Raw genomic sequence first — 19,684 nt, forward strand, 5'->3', positions numbered from 1 at the left:
TGTCGGCTGCGAGCCTTATGGGTCTGGCTCTGCAAGGTTTTGATCAATAAATAACCAAATGCGTGTTTTTACCCCTCGATGGCCACTCAAAGCCTTGAAATCTGCTGTCTGGACCGTGTTTTCCACAAAACATGGCAACGATGCACAAGTTGCCCCCAAAGTCTGTTGGCGCTTCTGTGGATAAGGTGTTTGCGATCCGATGCAGGCCACGTATACCGTGGCTTACAGGGTTTTGGTTAAAAAGTGATCAGTTGCCGATAAAAAACCGTTAATTGAATAAGTCACGGATTTTCTTGGTTTTCTGTGGAGAAATTCTTCCACGTATCCACAGTTGTCCCCAATTGCTGTGGGTGAAGATGTGGATAACTTGTTTGCTGAAGGCTGGGAGCCACGGGGGGTATAGCTCTGAACGAAATAGATCATATTTCGTACAGTTCTAAAGGATGAGAAAGATATAGCCGGGAGAAAACCTAATGCGAACAAGACTCCTGTAGGAGCGAGCTTGCTCCGGGCGGCGTTCCGACGAAGGTCGTGAACGATAACGCGCAAAACCAGAAGCTCAGTGCTGCCTCGGGTTTTTCGCGAGCAAGCGGAGCGCCGCCCGGCTCGCTCCTACAGGGGCTTGCTTTAGCCTTGAACAGGAACCCCTTTGAGGTATGGCGCAGGCTCTGCACCCAGGTTGTTCAGCAGGCGCTCGCTGTACCAGTCCACGAAGTTCACCACGCCAAACTCGTAAGTCTTGGAGTACGGCCCAGGTTGGTACGCGGTGGAGTTGATCCCGCGCTGGTTCTCTTCAGCCAGGCGACGGTCCTGGTCGTTGGTGGCATCCCAGACCTGACGCATGCGCTCCACGTCGTAGTCCACGCCTTCGACGGCATCCTTGTGCACCAGCCACTTGGTGGTGACCATGGTTTCCTGGGCGCTGATCGGCCACACAGTGAAGACGATGATGTGGTCGCCCATGCAGTGATTCCAGGAGTGCGGCAGGTGCAGGATGCGCATCGAGCCCAGGTCCGGGTTCTGGATGCGGCCCATGAGCTTCTTGCAGCCTTGCTTGCCGTCCAGGGTCATGGACACGGTGCCCTTGAGCAGGGGCATGCGCACGATGCGGTTGCGCAGACCGAAGCTGGCGTGGGCGTAAGGGATCTTCTCGGCTTCCCAGGCAGCGGCGGAATCGGCCACGTGGTCCTTGAACGCCTGGTCGGCGCGCGGGTCGGTGACGTCGTCCCACTCGAGCAGGGTTTTCAGTAGTTCCGGGTGCGACGCGTTGCAGTGGTAGCATTCGCGGTTGTTTTCCAGCACCAGTTTCCAGTTGGCCTTTTCCATCAAGGTGGTGGTGATCGCCACCTTGGTGTTCTCCATGTCGTACGGTTCCATGTAATGGTTCAGCGTCGACAGGAAGTCATCGATGGCTGGCGGGTTTTCCGCCAGGCTGATGAAGATGTAGCCGCCAGCGGTTTTCACGTTCACCGGCTTGAGGCCGTACTGTTTCATGTCGAAGTCGTCGCCCATCTCGGTGCCGGCGAACAGCAGGCGACCGTCGAGCTCGTAGGTCCACTGGTGGTAGTGGCAGACCAGCTTGGCGACCTTGCCCTTGTCACTGGTGCACAGGCGCGAGCCACGGTGGCGGCAGACGTTGTGGAAGGCATGCACCACGCCTTCGGCGCCGCGGATCACGATGATCGGGTTCTTGCCGATCTGCAGGGTCAGGTAGTTGCCCTTGGTCGGGATCTCGCAGGTCATGCCGGCGATCAACCACTCTTTCTGAAAGATTTCCTGCATGTCGATATCGAACAGGCGGTCATCGGAGTAGAACGGTTGTGGCAGCGAGAACGTGCGCTCGCGCTCTTGCAGCATCTGTGCGGTGGCCTTGCGTGCGGGTTCCAGTGGATCGCCCAGGCTCAGGGTAGTGGTGACGTCCATCGATTTAGTCCTCATGGCCATTCGGTGTGGCCGGCGAATAGTGGCTGATACGGTTGCTACGCAAGACAAAAACAGCGTTTATCTGTTGAGGCGAGTGTGGGGCCGGCGCTGGTCAGAACCTTATCCATGGGCGACATGATGCAATCTGTTCCCGACGCGCAACCCCCGGTATACAGGGGCTGGTCGCGATAAGTACGTGAATGTCGTAGATAGGTAAGTGGTCGCCTCGCGCCTTGAGCAGAATCGCCAATATGAGGCCGACAGTCGGCCGTGGAGATCAGCATGTCCAACAGCTTCCTGAACCCGGTAACCACCCAGACCTGGGCCAATGGCCGACACATTGTCCGTTGCGTCAAAGTCATCCAGGAAACCTGGGACGTGCGCACCTTCTGCTTCATGGCCGATCAGCCGATCATGTTCTTCTTCAAGCCGGGGCAGTTCGTCACCCTGGAACTTGAGATCGAAGGCCAGCCGATCATGCGGTCTTACACCATTTCCAGCTCGCCGTCGGTGCCCTACAGTTTCTCGGTGACCATCAAGCGCGTGCCGGGCGGCAAGGTCTCCAACTGGCTGCACGACACCCTGCACGAGGGCCAGGAACTGGCGGTGCACGGCCCGGTGGGATTGTTCAACGCCATCGACTTCCCGAGCCCGAAAGTGTTGTACCTCAGCGGCGGTGTCGGCATCACCCCGTGTATGTCCATGGCCCGCTGGTTCTACGACACCAACGGCAATGTCGACATGGTGTTTATCCACAGCGCACGTTCGCCCAAGGACATCATCTATCACCGCGAGCTGGAACACATGGCTTCGCGGATCGACAACTTCAGCCTGCACTTGATCTGCGAGAAACACGGCCTGGGCGAGCCCTGGGCCGGTTATCGCGGCTACCTGAACCACAAGATGCTGGAATTGATGGCGCCGGATTTCCTCGAGCGCGAGGTATTCTGCTGCGGCCCGACCCCGTACATGAACGCGGTCAAGCGTCTGCTCGAAGCCAGTGGCTTTGACATGAAGCGCTATCACGAAGAATCCTTCGGTGCCACGCCACCGGAGGCCCGCGCTGATGCGGTTGAGCAAGCCGAACAGGCTGCCGAAGCACCGGAAGTCGACGCCGCGGATTTGCACCAGGTGGAGTTCACCGCCTCTGGCAAGAGCATTCGCGTGGCGCCGGGCGAAACCGTGCACGCGGCGGCGGCCAAGGTCGGACTGTTGATCCCCAAAGCCTGCGGCATGGGTATTTGCGGCACCTGCAAGGTGTTGAAGCTTGGGGGCGAAGTGGAGATGGAGCACAACGGCGGGATCACCGAGGAAGACGAGGCCGAAGGGTTCATCCTGTCGTGCTGCAGCGTGCCGAAAGGCGATGTGCGCATCGAGTTCTAAACGAAACGATCCCGCCCGCCAGGGCGGGATCGGCGGTACTTAGTCGATGAACAGGTCGGTCATCAGCTTGTCGGTGGTGCCCGGCGCGAAGCGATAGTGCTCGAACTCGGTGGCACCCTGTTCCCGAAGTATTTGCTCATCGATCAACAAACGTCCGGTCAGGCTGCGGTTGGCGCTGCTGAGAATGGCGTGGGCGGCATCGGCCATGATGGCGGGTGTGCGGGCGTGCTTGAACGATTCCCGCGATCCCAGCTGAAACTCGATGGCGGCTGTGGCGATCATGGTCTGTGGCCACAACGAGTTGACGCTGATGCCATAGGCTGCAAATTCCTCGCTCATGCCCAGGGTCAGCATGCTCATGCCGTATTTGGTCACGGTGTAGGGGCTGTACTGGGCGAACCATTTGCTGGCCAGGTTCAGCGGTGGCGACAGGTTGAGGATGTGTCCGCCGGATTTTTTCAGATAGGGCAGGGCGGCCTGGCTGCACAGCAGCACGGCGCGGGTGTTGATCTGGTGCATCAGGTCGAAGCGCTTGAGTTCGATGTGCGCAACCCCGGTCAGCTTGATTGCCCCGGCATTGTTGATCAGCGCGTCAATACCGCCGAAATGCTCGTTAGCCTGGGCCAGTGCCGCCTGCACCGCGACTTCGTCGCGAACATCGACCTGCAGGGCCAGCGCCTTGCCTCCAGCCGCCTCAACTTCCAGGGCCACGCTATGGATAGTCCCGGGCAGTTTGGGGTGAGGCTCCGCACTTTTGGCGGCGATCACGATATTGGCCCCATCGCGGGCAGCTCGCAGCGCAATCTCACGGCCGATGCCACGGCTGGCGCCAGTGATGAACAGGGTTTTACCTTGCAATGACATGTACACGCTCCTGATTGTTGTTATGTGAGCGGACGAGCTCGACAGAGAATGTAGACGAAGCCTGATGGATGGCGCGAGCGGACAAAAGTGACTTCACCCGTCGGCAGAGGTCGTTTCGGGACCTGCGAAGTGCTGTAGTGGGTAAGATAAAGCGGCGGGGATATTGCAGAAGGTCTGAAAGGCTCCGCGTCTAAAGGGCTTTGACGCGGAGCATTGGAGCGATAATTTACGGCCTTTCTGAGGAGATCTCAATTTTGTAATTATTTGACATCTGTTGCACGAAAACCTTTTTTACAACAATGGATTCTGAATTGTCGTGATGTTTAATTGTGTCGCCGATGTTCACAATTTTTAAAAATTCATCTCTTTCAACTTCTTTGGCGGTACTTGTCAGAAGCACACCTTGTGATTGATCGTTCATTTTGATAGCTCTCTACTGGAACAGCGTTTGCGCCGAATGTTCGACGGGCCTTGTTCCTGAAAGACTGCGCAACCTTTTCAGGTGTTCCGACGATACGCCAGCGTTGCAGAGCAGTTGAACTGTCAGAAATAACAGTTCTGATGAGCGGCGCGACGCAATCCGGATGCGCCTGCCGCTGCTGGTGCCAGATTCAGGCACTCATCACTTCACGAATATCTTTCGCCAATTCACGCACGCGCTCTTCGTCGGTATCCCATGAGCACATGAAGCGGGCGCCGCCTTTGCCGATGAAGGTGTAGAAACGCCAGTTTTTCTCGGTCAGTGCCGCGACGGCCGACTCCGACAGCTGCAGGAACACACCATTGGCCTGTACCGGGAACATCAGTTCAACGCCGGGAATGTCGCTGACCAGTTCGGCCAGCAGCTGCGCGCAGTGGTTAGCGTGGCGGGCGTATTTGAGCCAGGCGTTGTTTTCGAGAATGCCGACCCAAGGGGCCGAGAGGAAGCGCATTTTCGACGCCAGTTGACCGGCCTGTTTGCAGCGGTAGTCGAAGTCTTCGGCCAGTTTCTGGTTGAAGAACAGAATCGCCTCACCGACCGCCATGCCGTTTTTCGTACCGCCAAAGCACAGCACGTCGACGCCGGCTTTCCAGGTCAGGTCGGCGGGCGAGCAGCCGAGGAAAGCGCAGGCGTTGGAGAAGCGCGCGCCGTCCATGTGCAGGTTCAGGCCCAGTTCTTTGCAGGTGGCGCTGATGGCGCGGATTTCGTCCGGGGTGTAGACGCTGCCGACCTCGGTGGCCTGGGTCAGGGTCACGACCCGTGGTTTCGGGTAGTGGATGTCCTGGCGCTTGAGGGCGATTTCGCGGATCGAGGCTGGCGTCAGCTTGCCGTTTTCGGTGCCGGCGATCAGCAATTTTGAGCCGTTGGAGAAGAATTCCGGCGCGCCGCATTCGTCGGTTTCGACGTGGGCGGTTTCCGAGCAGATCACACTGTGGTAACTCTGGCACAGCGACGACAGGGCCAGTGAGTTGGCGGCGGTGCCGTTGAAGGCGAAGAACACTTCGCAGTCGGTTTCAAACAGCTTGCGGAAGTCGTCCGAGGCGCGGGCAGTCCACTCATCGTCGCCATAGGCGCGCTGGTGGCCCTGGTTGGCCTGTTCCATGGCGGCCCAGGCTTCAGGGCAGATACCGGAATAGTTGTCGCTGGCGAATTGTTGGCTCTTATCGGTCATGGCCCGCTTCCGTGGTCGAGACTCTTGGGTGAAGAGTTCGTTGGTCAATGAGGGTGCGCACTTTACCGAAGATCGTCCGGGGAGCACACGGGATGTATCTGTCAGAAAACTACACAGTCGATGGGCGATTATGCACGTGACTCAACGTGACGGGGCACTCGATCTGCTCAAATGGTTGGCGCTGCTGAGCATGGTGCTCGATCACCTGCGTTACATCGGGTTGCCCCTGGACCTGCTGTATGTGCCGGGGCGTCTGGCGTTCCCGTGGTTTTGCCTGGCAATGGCGGCCAACCTGGCGCGGCCGGCCGCGGTGCCTGGCGATGGCGTGCGTCAGTGGCGTTACCTGGGCTGGTTGCTGCTGTTCAGTCTGTTGAGCGAAATACCCTACCGGTTGTATATCCCTGATCCTGGCGTTTTAAACGTGTTGCCTACACTGGCGCTGGGGTTGCTGGTTGCGCGTGGCTGGCAACAACCGGACATTCAGGCGCGCGGGTTGGGGCTGGTGGCGCTGCTGCTGGGGGCTCTGTTCAGTGAACGACTGATGTTCGGTGTGTTCGGTGTCCTGCTGCCCCTGGCGACGCTGCTGGTGATCCGCAAGCCGTGGTATTTCGCCGTGTTGCCGGGACTGGTCTGTCTGGCGGCCAATGAGTGGGAGGCGCTGATTGCCGCCGGTCGCCACGGCAACACGCTTGCCGAGGTCGCTTTTGGCGTCTGCCTGATCGCACCGCTGGGCGGTCTGTTGCTGTTGCGCGGTGTGCGCCAGTGCTCGCCACCGCCGATGCGGCGCTGGGCTTACGCGCTCTATCCCGTGCATTTCCTGCTGTTACTGGGCCTGCGTCAGGTCCTGTCCTGAGCCCTGTTCAAGAGTCTACCGGCACAGCATGTCGTAAACGCACCTTTGCGTGGCGTCCATAGGCATTTGACCACTCGAAGCCGGCCATACCATCGCATTCAAAGGGCACTGCGCAAAGGCAGGTGCCTCACCGAGACGAATGGCGCACCGCCGCCGCTGGGAGAGACGCGATGTTCAGCAAGCAAGACCAGATCCAGGGTTACGACGATGCACTGCTGGCGGCGATGAATGCCGAGGAGTTGCGCCAGGAAGATCACATCGAGCTGATCGCGTCAGAGAACTACACCAGCAAGCGCGTCATGGAAGCCCAGGGCAGCGGCCTGACCAACAAATACGCCGAAGGTTATCCGGGCAAGCGTTACTACGGCGGTTGCGAGCACGTCGACAAGGTCGAAGCCCTGGCCATCGAGCGCGCCAAGCAGCTGTTCGGCGCCGACTATGCCAACGTCCAGCCGCACTCCGGCAGCCAGGCCAACGCGGCGGTCTATCTGGCCCTGCTGCAAGCCGGCGATACCGTACTGGGCATGAGCCTGGCCCACGGCGGGCACCTGACCCACGGTGCCAAGGTCAGCTTCTCCGGCAAGCTCTACAACGCGGTGCAATACGGCATCGACACCGACACCGGCCTGATCGACTACGACGAAGTCGAGCGCCTGGCGGTCGAGCACCAGCCGAAAATGATCATCGCCGGCTTCTCCGCTTACTCCAAGACCCTGGATTTCCCGCGCTTCCGTCAGATCGCTGACAAAGTCGGTGCTTATCTTTTTGTTGATATGGCCCACGTCGCCGGTCTGGTCGCTGCCGGTCTGTACCCGAACCCGATTCCGTTCGCCGACGTGGTCACCACTACCACCCACAAGACCCTGCGCGGTCCACGGGGCGGCCTGATCCTGGCCCGCGCCAACGAAGAGCTGGAAAAGAAACTCAACGCCGCCGTGTTCCCCGGTGGCCAGGGCGGCCCGCTGATGCACGTGATCGCCGCCAAGGCCGTGTGCTTCAAGGAAGCACTGGAGCCAGGCTTCAAGGTGTATCAACAGCAAGTGATCGACAACGCCCAGGCCATGGCCGGCATCTTTATCAAACGTGGCTACGATGTAGTGTCCGGTGGCACCGACAACCACCTGTTCCTGGTGAGCCTGATCCGCCAGGGCCTGACCGGTAAAGAAGCCGACGCCGCCCTGGGTCGCGCCCACATCACCGTGAACAAGAACGCCGTACCGAACGACCCACAGTCGCCGTTCGTCACTTCGGGCCTGCGCATTGGCACCCCGGCCGTGACCTCGCGTGGCTTCAAGGTCACCCAGTGCACGGAACTGGCCGGCTGGATCTGCGACATCCTCGACAACCTCGGCGACGCCGACGTTGAAGCCGATGTGGCGAAGAACGTCGCGGCCCTGTGCGCGGACTTCCCGGTTTATCGCTGAGCGCGGTTTTGGAGTAAATGACTATGCAACGCTACTCAGGCTTCGGCCTCTTCAAACACTCCCTCAGCCACCACGAAAACTGGCAGCGGATGTGGCGCACGCCGACCCCGAAAAAGGTCTACGACGTGGTCATCGTCGGCGGCGGCGGGCATGGTCTGGCGACTGCCTACTACCTGGCCAAGGAGCACGGCATCACCAACGTGGCCGTGGTCGAGAAAGGCTGGCTGGGCGGCGGTAACACCGCGCGCAACACCACCATCGTGCGTTCCAACTACCTGTGGGATGAGTCGGCGCACCTCTACGAACACGCCATGAAACTCTGGGAAGGCCTGTCCCAGGACCTGAACTACAACGTGATGTTCTCCCAGCGCGGGGTCTACAACCTGTGCCACACCCTGCAGGACATCCGTGACTCCGAGCGTCGGGTCAGCGCCAACCGCCTCAACGGCGTCGACGGCGAATTGCTCAACGCCCAGCAAGTGGCCGACGAGATTCCGTACCTCGATTGCTCGAAGAACACCCGCTATCCGGTGATGGGCGCGACCGTCCAGCGTCGCGGCGGCGTGGCTCGCCACGATGCCGTGGCCTGGGGCTTTGCCCGTGCCGCCGACGCCCTGGGCGTGGACCTGATCCAGCAGACCGAAGTGATCGGCTTTCGCAAGGAAAACGGTGTGTGCATCGGCGTGGAAACCAACAAGGGTTTCATCGGCGCCAAGCGCGTCGGCGTGGTCACCGCCGGTAACTCCGGGCACATGGCCAAGCTGGCCGGTTTCCGCCTGCCGATCGAATCCCACCCGCTGCAAGCGCTGGTGTCCGAGCCGATCAAGCCGATTATCGACAGCGTGATCATGTCCAACGCCGTGCACGGCTACATCAGCCAGTCCGACAAGGGCGACCTGGTGATCGGTGCCGGTATCGACGGCTACAACGGCTACGGCCAGCGTGGTTCCTACCCGGTGATCGAACACACCATCCAGGCCATCGTCGAGATGTTCCCGGTATTGTCCCGCGTGCGCATGAACCGCCAATGGGGCGGCATCGTCGACACCACCCCGGACGCCTGCCCGATCATCTCGAAAACCCCGGTGCCGAACATGTTCTTCAACTGCGGTTGGGGCACCGGCGGTTTCAAGGCCACACCCGGCTCGGGCAACGTGTTTGCCGCGAGCCTGGCCAAGGGTGAAATGCACCCGTTGGCCGCACCTTTCTCCATCGACCGTTTCCACAACGGTGCGTTGATCGATGAACACGGCGCTGCTGCGGTCGCCCACTAACAGGAGAAATCCCTATGTTGCATATCTTCTGTCCTCACTGCGGCGAACTGCGCTCCGAAGAGGAATTCCATGCATCCGGCCAGGCGCACATTCCGCGCCCACTGGATCCGAACACCTGCACCGACGAGGAGTGGGGCGACTACCTGTTCTTCCGTGACAATCCTCGCGGCCTGCACCACGAACTGTGGGACCACGTTGCCGGTTGCCGCCAGTACTTCAACGTCACCCGAGACACCGTGACCTACGAGATTCTCGAGACCTACAAGATCGGCAGCAAGCCGCAGTTCACCGACAAGACTGAAAGTCCGAAAGTGGCCGCGCAGGCTCTGGGAGCGAAGGTATGAGCCAGATCAATCGCCTGTCCAACGGTGGACGGATCGACCGCAACAAAGTCCTGACCTTCACCTTCAACGGCCAGGTCTACAAAGGCTTTGAAGGCGACTCCCTGGCTGCTGCACTGCTGGCCAATGGCGTCGACATCATCGGTCGCAGCTTCAAGTATTCCCGTCCGCGCGGGATCTTCGCCGCAGGCTCCGAGGAGCCGAACGCCGTGCTGCAGATCGGCGCCACCGAAGCCACCCAGATCCCCAACGTCCGGGCCACGCAACAGGCGTTGTACCAGGGCCTGGTCGCCACTAGCACCAACGGCTGGCCGAGCGTGAACAACGACATGATGGGGATTCTCGGCAAGGTCGGCGGCAAGCTGATGCCGCCGGGCTTCTACTACAAAACCTTCATGTACCCGCAATCGTTCTGGATGACTTACGAGAAGTACATCCGCAAGGCTGCCGGCCTGGGTCGTTCGCCGACCGAGAATGATCCGGACACCTACGACTACATGAACCAGCATTGCGACGTGCTGATCGTCGGTGCCGGCCCTGCCGGTCTGGCGGCTGCCCTGGCCGCTGCGCGCAGCGGCGCCCGGGTGATCCTGGCCGATGAGCAGGAAGAGTTCGGCGGCAGCCTGCTCGATACCCGCGAAAGCCTGGATGGCAAGCCAGCCACCGAGTGGGTCGCCAACGTGATCGCCGAGCTGAAGGCCACCCCGGATGTGCTGTTGCTTCCACGGGCGACCGTCAACGGCTACCACGACCACAACTTCCTGACCATTCACGAGCGCCTCACCGATCACCTCGGCGACCGCGCGCCGATCGGCCAGGTGCGCCAGCGCATCCACCGGGTTCGCGCCACGCGCGTGGTGCTGGCCACCGGGACCCACGAGCGTCCACTGGTCTACGGCAACAACGACGTGCCGGGCAACATGCTGGCCGGTGCCGTCTCGACTTATGTGCGTCGCTACGGCGTGGCACCGGGTAAAAAACTGGTGCTGTCCACCAACAACGATCACGCCTACCGCGTGGCCCTGGACTGGCTCGATGCCAGCCTGCAAGTGGTCGCCATCGCCGACGCCCGCAGCAACCCGCGTGGTGCGCTGGTGGAAGAAGCGCGGGCCAAAGGTATCCGCATCCTGACCGGCAGCGCGGTGATCGAAGCCCGTGGCAGCAAGCACGTGACCGCTGCCCGCGTGGCGGCCATCGATGTCAAAGCCCACACCGTGACCAGTCCGGGTGAATGGCTGGAGTGCGACATTGTCGCCAGTTCCGGCGGTTACAGCCCGGTGGTTCACCTGGCCTCGCACCTGGGTGGCAAGCCGATCTGGCGTGAAGATATCCTCGGTTTTGTACCGGGCGAAGCCCCGCAGAAGCGCGTATGCGTCGGTGGCATCAACGGCGTCTATAGCCTCGGTGACTCGCTGGCCGACGGTTTTGAGGGGGGCGCCCGCGCCGCCGCCGAAGCCGGTTTCAAAACGGTCGAAGGCGTGCTGCCCAAGGCCCTGAGCCGCCATGAGGAATCGACCCTGGCGTTGTTCCAGGTCCCCCATGAAAAGAGCACCGCACGGGCGCCGAAGCAATTCGTCGACCTGCAAAACGACGTCACCGCCGCCGCCATCGAACTGGCGACCCGCGAAGGCTTCGAATCGGTCGAGCACGTCAAGCGCTACACCGCATTGGGCTTCGGTACCGACCAGGGCAAGCTGGGCAACGTCAACGGTCTGGCCATCGCCGCCCGTTCGCTGAACGTGACCATCCCGCAGATGGGCACCACCATGTTCCGCCCGAACTACACGCCGGTCACCTTCGGCGCGGTGGCCGGTCGTCACTGTGGGCACATCTTCGAGCCGGTGCGCTACACCGCGCTGCATCACTGGCACGTGAAGAACGGTGCCGAATTTGAAGACGTCGGGCAGTGGAAGCGCCCTTGGTACTTCCCGCGCAACGGCGAAGACCTGCATGCCGCGGTCAAGCGCGAATGCCTGGCCGTGCGTGAAAGCGTCGGCCTGCTCGATGCCTCGACACTCGGCAAGATCGACATCCAGGGACCGGATGCGCGGGAGTTCCTCAACCGCGTCTACACCAACGCCTGGACCAAGCTGGACGTGGGCAAGGCGCGCTACGGCCTGATGTGCAAAGAAGACGGCATGGTCTTCGATGACGGCGTCACCGCCTGCCTGGCCGACAACCACTTCGTGATGACCACCACCACGGGCGGCGCCGCGCGTGTGCTGCAGTGGCTGGAGCTGTATCACCAGACCGAATGGCCGGACCTGAAGGTGTACTTCACCTCGGTCACCGATCACTGGGCGACCATGACCCTGTCCGGGCCGAACAGCCGCAAGCTGCTCAGCGAGGTCACCGACATCGACCTGGACAAGGACGGCTTCCCGTTCATGACCTGGAAAGAAGGCCTGGTCGGTGGTGTGCCAGCGCGGGTGTTCCGGATTTCGTTTACCGGTGAGCTGTCGTACGAAGTCAACGTGCAGGCCGACTACGCCATGGGCGTGCTCGAGAAAATCGTCGAGGCCGGCAAGAAGTACAACCTGACGCCGTATGGCACCGAAACCATGCACGTATTGCGGGCCGAGAAGGGCTTCATCATCGTCGGCCAGGACACGGACAGCTCGATGACTCCGGACGACTTGAACATGGGCTGGTGCGTGGGTCGCACCAAACCGTTCTCGTGGATCGGCTGGCGTGGCATGAATCGCGAAGACTGCGTGCGTGATCAGCGTAAACAGCTGGTCGGCCTCAAGCCAATCGATCCGACCAAATGGCTGCCGGAGGGTGCGCAGCTGGTGTTCAACACCAAGCAAGCGATCCCGATGACCATGGTCGGTCATGTGACCTCCAGCTACGCCCACAACTCCCTGGGCTACTCGTTTGCCATGGGTGTGGTCAAGGGCGGTCTGGAGCGCCTCGGTGAGCGAGTGTTCGCACCGTTGGCCGACGGCAGCGTGATCGAAGCGGAAATCGTTTCTTCGGTGTTCTTCGATCCGAAAGGCGATCGCCAGAACGTGTAATCGATCACCCCCGCGCCAGGCGCGGGGGGACACAGAATTCAGGACAGGTGCTTTATGACCGCAGCCAATGTGTACCAACAACGCCCAACCACCGGGGCCAAGGCCGAGTCGTCGCTGCATCATGCCGACCTCGCCAGCCTGGTGGGCAAGGGCCGCAAGAGCGCCGGTGTCACCGTGCGCGAGAAAAAACTGCTGGGCCACCTGACCCTTCGCGGCGATGGCCATGACCCTGCATTCGCAGCCGGTGTGCACAAGGCCCTGGGTCTGGAACTGCCCGTGGCCCTGACCGTGGTCGGCAAAGGTGAAACCAGCCTGCAATGGATGGGACCGGACGAGTGGCTGCTGATCGTGCCGACCGGCGAAGAGTTCGCCGCCGAGCAGAAGCTGCGCGCCGCGCTGGGTGACCTGCACATCGCCATCGTCAATGTCAGCGGCGGTCAGCAGCTCCTCGAGCTGAGCGGCCCGAATGTGCGTGAAGTGCTGATGAAATCCACCAGCTATGACGTGCACCCCAACAACTTCCCGGTGGGCAAGGCGGTGGGCACGGTGTTCGCCAAGTCCCAGCTGATGATTCGCCATACCGCTGAAGACACCTGGGAACTGCTGATCCGTCGCAGCTTCTCCGATTACTGGTGGCTGTGGTTGCAGGATGCGGCAGCGGAATACGGGCTGAGCGTCCAGGCCTGATGATCATTCCCACCTGTGGCGAGGGAGCAAGCTCCCTCGCCACAGTGTGGTATTGCCTTTGCCGTGTTGGTTTCGCAACAGGAGTCACCGCACTATGAGCCGCGCCCCAGACACATGGATTCTGACCGCCGACTGCCCCAGCGTGCTCGGCACGGTAGACGCGGTGACCCGCTTTCTGTTCGAACAGGGTTGCTACGTCACCGAACACCACTCCTTCGACGACCGGCTCTCGGGCCGATTCTTCATTCGCGTGGAATTCCGTCAGCCCGACGGCTTTGACGAACAGTCATTCCGCGCAGGTCTGGCTGAACGAGCTGAAGCCTTCGGCATGATCTTCGAGCTGACACCGCCGCATCATCGACCCAAAGTGGTGATCATGGTTTCCAAGGCCGATCACTGCCTTAACGACTTGCTCTACCGCCAGCGCATCGGCCAGTTGTCGATGGACGTCGTCGCCGTGGTGTCCAACCACCCGGACCTCAAGCCCTTGGCCGACTGGCACCAGATTCCGTACTACCATTTTCCCCTCGACCCCAACGACAAACCGTCCCAGGAGCGTCAGGTGTGGCAGGTGATCGAGGCGTCCGGCGCCGAACTGGTGGTCCTTGCCCGCTACATGCAAGTGTTGTCGCCGGAGCTGTGCCGCAAGCTCGACGGCAAGGCGATCAACATTCATCACTCCCTGCTGCCCGGCTTCAAGGGTGCCAAGCCCTATCACCAGGCCTACAACAAGGGCGTGAAACTGGTGGGCGCCACGGCGCACTACATCAACAACGACCTCGACGAAGGCCCGATCATCGCCCAAGGCGTGGAAGCGGTGGATCACAGCCACTACCCCGAAGACCTGATCGCTAAAGGGCGAGATATCGAAGGCCTGACCCTGGCTCGGGCGGTGGGGTATCACATTGAGCGGCGGGTGTTCTTGAACGCCAATCGCACGGTTGTTCTCTGAAAGCAGCTTCAAGTTGCAAGCTTCAAGTAAAAGCGGTGTGCTGAGGTCAGCTTGTAGCTTGACGCTTGAAGCTTGCCGCTCAATAACAACAACAGCGAGGTGAAAGCATGTCTGGCAATCGTGGTGTGGTGTATCTCGGCGCGGGCAAGGTCGAAGTGCAGAAAATCGACTATCCGAAAATGCAGGATCCGCGCGGCAGGAAGATCGAGCACGGTGTGATCCTGCGCGTGGTCTCTACCAATATCTGTGGTTCCGACCAGCACATGGTGCGCGGTCGCACCACCGCCCAGACCGGTCTGGTGCTGGGTCATGAGATCACCGGCGAGGTGATCGAGAAGGGCAGCGATGTCGAGAACCTGAAAATCGGCGACCTGGTGTCGGTGCCGTTCAACGTCGCCTGTGGGCGCTGCCGCTCCTGCAAGGAGATGCACACCGGTGTCTGCCTGAGCGTTAACCCGGCCCGTCCTGGTGGTGCCTACGGGTATGTCGACATGGGCGACTGGACCGGTGGCCAGGCTGAATACGCCATGGTGCCGTACGCTGACTTCAACCTGCTGAAACTGCCGGATCGCGACCGGGCCATGGAAAAAATCCGTGACCTGACCTGCCTGTCCGACATCCTGCCTACCGGCTACCACGGCGCTGTCACCGCCGGCGTTGGCCCGGGCAGCACCGTATACATCGCCGGCGCCGGCCCGGTCGGCCTGGCGGCTGCCGCTTCCGCGCGCTTGCTGGGCGCTGCGGTGGTGATCATCGGTGACGTCAACCCGATCCGCCTGGCCCATGCCAAGGCCCAGGGTTTCGAAATCGCCGACCTGTCCCTGGACACCCCGCTGCACGAACAGATCGCCGCCTTGCTGGGCGAGCCTGAAGTGGATTGCGCCGTCGACGCCGTTGGCTTCGAAGCCCGTGGCCACGGCCATGCCGGGGTGAAACACGAAGCTCCGGCCACCGTGCTCAACTCGCTGATGGGCGTGGTCCGTGTCGCCGGCAAGATCGGTATCCCGGGCCTGTACGTCACCGAAGATCCGGGTGCAGTGGATGCCGCCGCAAAAATGGGCAGCCTGAGCATCCGCTTTGGTTTGGGCTGGGCTAAATCCCACAGCTTCCACACCGGCCAGACCCCGGTCATGAAGTACAACCGCCAGTTGATGCAGGCGATCATGTGGGACCGGATCAAGATTGCCGACATCGTGGGCGTTGAGGTGATCAGCCTGGATGATGCGCCACGTGGTTATGGCGAGTTTGATGCGGGTGTACCGAAGAAGTTTGTGATTGATCCGCATAAGTTGTTTAGTGCGGCTTAGGGGTATGAGGTGAAAAAGAGGGCGACGTAATGTCGCCTTTTTTAACAGTGTGGATATTGCATTGGGTCTGCGGTAGCTGGTGATTTTCTATTACTGCTGTCGGAATTTAATTGTCCAGTGTGCAGCAAGTTCTTGTTCGTACATAAATCTATTGAAGTTTGAGCTTATGTCTGAATTTTCTATATTTTTGAATGTTAAGGAAGTGTGAATTTCTTTGGGGATTTTAACTTGCTCTATATTGCTGGAGCCCTTGACTATGCCGCGTGCAGAGTATGAGCGCAGCTCTTAAAATTTATTAGTGTAAACGGCAAGGATTGAGCCATTTTCATGTAGGCTGGCGTAACTTTTCGCCCCGTCGAAGGTGTTGGTTATAAAAATATGTTTGCTGTTGTCATGGACTCCTACGCTCAATACATCGGCCGCGTTTTTTTTGCTCGTACCGTGAAAGCCAAGAAAAACATGTTCTTTATCAGCTAGGTTGGAAGGGGGTTTTGTAATCGACGTGATTTTAACAGTATTGGCAGTGCCGCGTTTTTTCATCACCCCAAGCCCGCGCAGAATGCTTTTCAGCCAGATAGGTGTATGTCCGTTAGGATCTCGTCCATTCACCGGATCCCCCACGCAATACGTGTACGCATTTAAACCACCCTCCCCGAATGGGCTCCAACTGTCCGGGCTGTTGAATCGCATCAACACTGGGTTAAACGCCCGATAACCATTGCCCAACAGATAATGCCCGGTCACCGGGTCTGGCCGTTCGCCGTTGAAACCGAGGAGGCAGACCAAGCCATTTCCGGTGAGCGGTGACCATAAGGTGTGTAGACGAACGCATCAGGCTTAATCCCATCGAGCACTTTCATCACTGAGCACTGTTGGTCGGTCGCGAGCAGGTTGGTTTGCACTGTGCCGCTCAAATGCTGTTGCTGGGTCAGCAGTTCGTCGTCGTGTTGCATGATCGAGTGCTGCACCACGCCCTGGATCTCGGTCGTCAGGCGACGTTTCTGGTAGAAGCGTTGGGTGTCGGCCTGTACTGCCGGTTTACTGGAAGCCAGGTGATCCAGCGAGTCGTAATGATATCGGCAAAGAAGAATTTTGCTGTTGATGTGCATGAGGTTCGCTCCCTGACAAGGAAATCGGATTAAGGATTAACTGCGATGCAATCGGCCTACGTTGCTACCAACTGAATTGAAAGGGTCGACGTCTTCAGGTTTACCAGCTCCTGTGGCAAGTAGGCGTAGCCTGAGGTTTGGTGCTTTATCAATGCGTTGGTCATCCATTTCAATATTCTTGAATGAGGTTATTGGAATTTGAAATCTTGTCTAATGGCAGTGATGTGAGTTATGGGGCTTCTAAGTCTTCTGGAGCTGCTAGAGCTGCTAGAGCTACTAGAGCTGCTAGAACTACCACTTTGGTGAAATTGGCTCCGCCAATTCCAGTAACTACTTGATCGCACTTCGTAATCAGGGAGTACTTTGTATCCAGGGGGTGGATTTGACTTGAAGTGCCTTGTCAGCCCGTCCAGCATTTCATCCTTCACTGCTTGGTCGGTGGTGCTGTAGTAAGTATCTCTATAAAAACGGACGATTTCAGACTCGTCGTGTCTCCAATTTTTCGGAATAGAGGGTAGATCTTCAGGGGTGGAAAGGCGGCGGCTGTTCATGTGCTGATTGTTTTTGTCTGATTTCGCAACAGGAACATTCGTCTTTTCCGCAGGCGATGGTTTTTTCGGAGATGGCTTTTTACTAAATCCCAACCTCTTCTTTATGCCATTTAAAAAGTTAAGTATCCATGGGCGGTGCCCTGTAGGATCACTCCTGTTCACCGGATCTCCCGCGCAATACCCATACGCATTCAACCCCCCCTCTCCAAACGGACTCCAACTGTCCGGGCTGTTGAACCGCATCAACATCGGGTTAAACGCCCGATAACCATTGCCCAACAAATAGTGCCCGGTCACCGGGTCTGGCCGTTCGCCGTTGAAACCGAGCAGGTTGAGCAAGCCGTTTTCCGGTACGCGATGACCATAAGGTGTATAGGCGAGGTGATGGGGGCGTGTGGCGTCGAGGATGGCCAGCACCGAGCGTTGCTGATCAGTGGCGAGCAAGCGTGTTTCCTGCATGCCGTTCTGGCGTTGTTGCTGCGCCAGCAGTTGATCTTCGTGCTGGAGGATCGAGCGCTGTATCGCGCCTTGAATCTCGGTGGCCAGGCGGTCTTTGAGGTAGAAGCGTAGGGAGCTGGCCTGTGCCGTTGGGGTGCAATCGGCCAAGCGGTCCAGAGGGTCGTAGCGGTAGCGGCAGAGTAGGGTCTCGCGGTGGGTTGGCATGGTCGGGGCTCCCTGGAAGGCGCGGCAATTCAGGGTTTACTGTGGCTCAATCGATCGGGGTTGCCTACTAGCAGAGTTGCTAGGGTTGATGGTGGGAGGTGACGCAGAGCGTCACGGGCGGCATTCTCACGCTGGGGCTGGGGCTGGGGAATGATCAAGATCGGTATTCTGAGCCTGTACGTTACCAAAGACCCGGGCGCCGTCGACGCCGCCGCGAAAATGGGTAGCCTGAGCATCCGCTTTGGTCTCGGTTGGGCAAAATCCCACAGCTTCCACACCGGCCAGACCCCAGTCATGAAGTACAACCGCCAGTTGATGCAGGCGATCATGTGGGATCGGATCAAGATTGCCGACATTGTGGGTGTTGAGGTGATCAGTCTGGATGATGCGCCACGTGGCTATGGCGAGTTTGATGCGGGTGTGCCGAAGAAGTTCGTGATTGATCCGCATAAGTTGTTTAGTGCGGCCTGACGCCTGGAACTGGCGGGGGAAAGGGCGACTTCAGTCGCCCTTTTTTAGTGTTGGAACTGTCAATTATCTGCGGTTGCTTTTCCCTATGGCTTGACCAGTGAGCTGTAGTTGAATGCACATTCTTTCTGGGAAAGTGATTCGCAGGTTTCGATGGTCTTGGCTTTTTTGTGGGCACCGTCCTTTACGTTATTTGACTGGGACTTCCACTTTGTCCCCGGCACGGACGCCCAGTCTTTAAAGGAGTACAACGTCAGCCGCGCAAACGCGAACCAGTCATCGCCCTCATAATCACAGGAGACCACGTCTGTATTACCTTCAGAGCTGACATCCCGGTACAGCGCTCCGGTGAACTTGAACGTTTCAAGATGCTCCTCTTCCGCATAGGGGTTTTCGCCCACCCAGAGACGGCCATTCGGCCCGATTGCACTGTAGCTCCACCCTTCAGCTTCTTTCTGCTGTTTGATGCTGGACTTTTGCGGGCACATTGCGATATCCGCGAAGGCGTTGCCCGCAAGGGCTGAAAGTATCACCGTAATTGCCGCGAGTTTTTTCATTATCATGTTGTACTCCATTACATTGGTAGGAGTCTTCAGTTTGGGGTGCCAAAAACTTTTCCGCTACGATCAGAACTGATAGTTGTCAAGGCTGTTTTAGTGTGAACTGAAAACGACGGGCAGAAGAACAAGCGTGAAAACTCTGGGAGGGGTGACGGGATTCCAGGTTTTAATAATATCAAAAGGCTTTTAATCGGATGGCCGAAGTGTCCCGTCTTATCATCTTGACTGACTGAGCCCCCACGCAGTATCCATAAGCATTCAAGCCACCAAGCGAAGTGATAGCATGTATCGCTTCGAGGATGGCCGGCAAGATCGGTATTCCGGGCCTGTACGTCACCGAAGATCCGGGTGCAGTGGATGCCGCCGCAAAAATGGGCAGCCTGAGCATCCGCTTTGGTTTGGTCTGGGCAAAATCCCACAGCATCCACACCGGCCAGACCCCGGTCATGAAGTACAACCGCCAATTGATGCAGGCGATCATGTGGGACCGGGTCAAGATTGCCGACATCGTGGGCGTTGAGGTGATCAGCCTGGATGATGCGCCACGGGGGTATGGTGAGTTTGATGCGGGTGCGCCGAAGAAGTTTGTGGTTGATCCGCATAATTTGTTTAATATGGCGTAAATCTGCTTTAAATGTAGAGAGGGTAACGGTGTG

General features: G+C 59.0%; 16 protein-coding genes and 2 pseudogenes. 11 read left to right on the top strand and 7 right to left on the bottom strand.

The window, feature by feature from the left end; genetic code table 11:
- Nucleotides 1-627: 627 nt before the first annotated feature.
- On the bottom strand, nucleotides 628-1,923 hold the full coding sequence (gene gbcA, locus CKW29_RS20020; RefSeq protein WP_095147206.1) for a glycine-betaine demethylase subunit GbcA: 1,296 nt from the start codon (nucleotides 1,921-1,923) through the stop codon (nucleotides 628-630).
- Nucleotides 1,924-2,205: 282 nt separating this feature from the next.
- Here gbcA and gbcB point away from each other — a divergent pair, with 282 nt between their 5' ends.
- Nucleotides 2,206-3,306: a glycine-betaine demethylase subunit GbcB gene (gene gbcB, locus CKW29_RS20025; protein ID WP_095147205.1), complete on the top strand. Its 1,101-nt coding sequence runs from the start codon at nucleotides 2,206-2,208 to the stop codon at nucleotides 3,304-3,306.
- Nucleotides 3,307-3,345: 39 nt separating this feature from the next.
- Here gbcB and CKW29_RS20030 read toward each other — a convergent pair whose 3' ends face one another.
- Nucleotides 3,346-4,170, bottom strand: coding sequence for an NAD(P)-dependent oxidoreductase (locus CKW29_RS20030; protein ID WP_095147204.1), 825 nt, complete (start codon nucleotides 4,168-4,170; stop codon nucleotides 3,346-3,348).
- A gap of 611 nt (nucleotides 4,171-4,781) precedes the next feature.
- Complete coding sequence (locus CKW29_RS20035; protein WP_095147203.1) at nucleotides 4,782-5,822, bottom strand: low specificity L-threonine aldolase; 1,041 nt, start codon at nucleotides 5,820-5,822, stop codon at nucleotides 4,782-4,784.
- 130 nt (nucleotides 5,823-5,952) lie between these two features.
- On the opposite strand from CKW29_RS20035, the gene CKW29_RS20040 reads away from it, so the two are divergent.
- From CKW29_RS20040 to fdhA, 8 genes are all read left to right on the top strand, one after another.
- A complete protein-coding gene (locus CKW29_RS20040; RefSeq protein ID WP_095147202.1) occupies nucleotides 5,953-6,675 on the top strand; it encodes a TraX family protein in 723 nt (240 codons plus the stop codon).
- Between the two features lie 170 nt (nucleotides 6,676-6,845).
- On the top strand, nucleotides 6,846-8,099 hold the full coding sequence (glyA, locus tag CKW29_RS20045) for a serine hydroxymethyltransferase (RefSeq protein WP_095081391.1): 1,254 nt from the start codon (nucleotides 6,846-6,848) through the stop codon (nucleotides 8,097-8,099).
- 23 nt (nucleotides 8,100-8,122) lie between these two features.
- On the top strand, nucleotides 8,123-9,373 hold the full coding sequence (locus CKW29_RS20050; protein ID WP_027617102.1) for a sarcosine oxidase subunit beta: 1,251 nt from the start codon (nucleotides 8,123-8,125) through the stop codon (nucleotides 9,371-9,373).
- Between the two features lie 14 nt (nucleotides 9,374-9,387).
- Complete coding sequence (locus CKW29_RS20055; protein WP_095147201.1) at nucleotides 9,388-9,717, top strand: sarcosine oxidase subunit delta; 330 nt, start codon at nucleotides 9,388-9,390, stop codon at nucleotides 9,715-9,717.
- Nucleotides 9,714-12,731 carry a sarcosine oxidase subunit alpha gene (locus tag CKW29_RS20060; protein ID WP_095147200.1) on the top strand — a complete coding sequence of 1,006 codons (3,018 nt, stop codon included), beginning with the start codon at nucleotides 9,714-9,716 and terminating at the stop codon, nucleotides 12,729-12,731. Before CKW29_RS20055 ends, CKW29_RS20060 begins: the two co-directional genes overlap by 4 nt.
- A 54-nt stretch (nucleotides 12,732-12,785) precedes the next feature.
- Complete coding sequence (locus tag CKW29_RS20065; protein WP_095147199.1) at nucleotides 12,786-13,418, top strand: sarcosine oxidase subunit gamma; 633 nt, start codon at nucleotides 12,786-12,788, stop codon at nucleotides 13,416-13,418.
- Between the two features lie 94 nt (nucleotides 13,419-13,512).
- Nucleotides 13,513-14,370: a formyltetrahydrofolate deformylase gene (gene purU, locus CKW29_RS20070; RefSeq protein ID WP_095147198.1), complete on the top strand. Its 858-nt coding sequence runs from the start codon at nucleotides 13,513-13,515 to the stop codon at nucleotides 14,368-14,370.
- Nucleotides 14,371-14,477: 107 nt separating this feature from the next.
- Entirely contained in the window at nucleotides 14,478-15,677 is a 1,200-nt protein-coding gene (fdhA, locus tag CKW29_RS20075) for a formaldehyde dehydrogenase, glutathione-independent (protein ID WP_095147197.1), read from the top strand.
- Between the two features lie 285 nt (nucleotides 15,678-15,962).
- Here the strand turns inward: fdhA and CKW29_RS26340 are convergent, their stop codons facing one another.
- From CKW29_RS26340 to CKW29_RS26115, 3 genes are all read right to left on the bottom strand, one after another.
- Entirely contained in the window at nucleotides 15,963-16,463 is a 501-nt protein-coding gene (locus CKW29_RS26340) for an RHS repeat-associated core domain-containing protein (RefSeq protein WP_371850672.1), read from the bottom strand.
- A complete protein-coding gene (locus CKW29_RS20080) occupies nucleotides 16,418-16,786 on the bottom strand; it encodes a hypothetical protein (RefSeq protein ID WP_371850671.1) in 369 nt (122 codons plus the stop codon). Before CKW29_RS20080 ends, CKW29_RS26340 begins: the two co-directional genes overlap by 46 nt.
- Nucleotides 16,787-16,974: 188 nt before the next feature.
- Nucleotides 16,975-18,000: an RHS repeat-associated core domain-containing protein gene (locus CKW29_RS26115; RefSeq protein WP_256584923.1), complete on the bottom strand. Its 1,026-nt coding sequence runs from the start codon at nucleotides 17,998-18,000 to the stop codon at nucleotides 16,975-16,977.
- 156 nt (nucleotides 18,001-18,156) lie between these two features.
- On the opposite strand from CKW29_RS26115, the pseudogene CKW29_RS20090 reads away from it, so the two are divergent.
- Nucleotides 18,157-18,471, top strand: a pseudogene (locus CKW29_RS20090) (formaldehyde dehydrogenase, glutathione-independent); the annotation flags it as partial.
- An 83-nt stretch (nucleotides 18,472-18,554) separates the two neighbouring features.
- Here CKW29_RS20090 and CKW29_RS20095 read toward each other — a convergent pair.
- Entirely contained in the window at nucleotides 18,555-19,031 is a 477-nt protein-coding gene (locus CKW29_RS20095) for a DUF3757 domain-containing protein (protein WP_159950318.1), read from the bottom strand.
- Nucleotides 19,032-19,321: 290 nt separating this feature from the next.
- On the opposite strand from CKW29_RS20095, the pseudogene CKW29_RS20100 reads away from it, so the two are divergent.
- Nucleotides 19,322-19,651: pseudogene (locus CKW29_RS20100) on the top strand (formaldehyde dehydrogenase, glutathione-independent); the annotation flags it as partial.
- Between the last annotated feature and the right edge of the window lie 33 nt (nucleotides 19,652-19,684).

This window comes from Pseudomonas sp. Irchel s3a18, from assembly GCF_900187535.1.
Taxonomy (GTDB): domain Bacteria; phylum Pseudomonadota; class Gammaproteobacteria; order Pseudomonadales; family Pseudomonadaceae; genus Aquipseudomonas.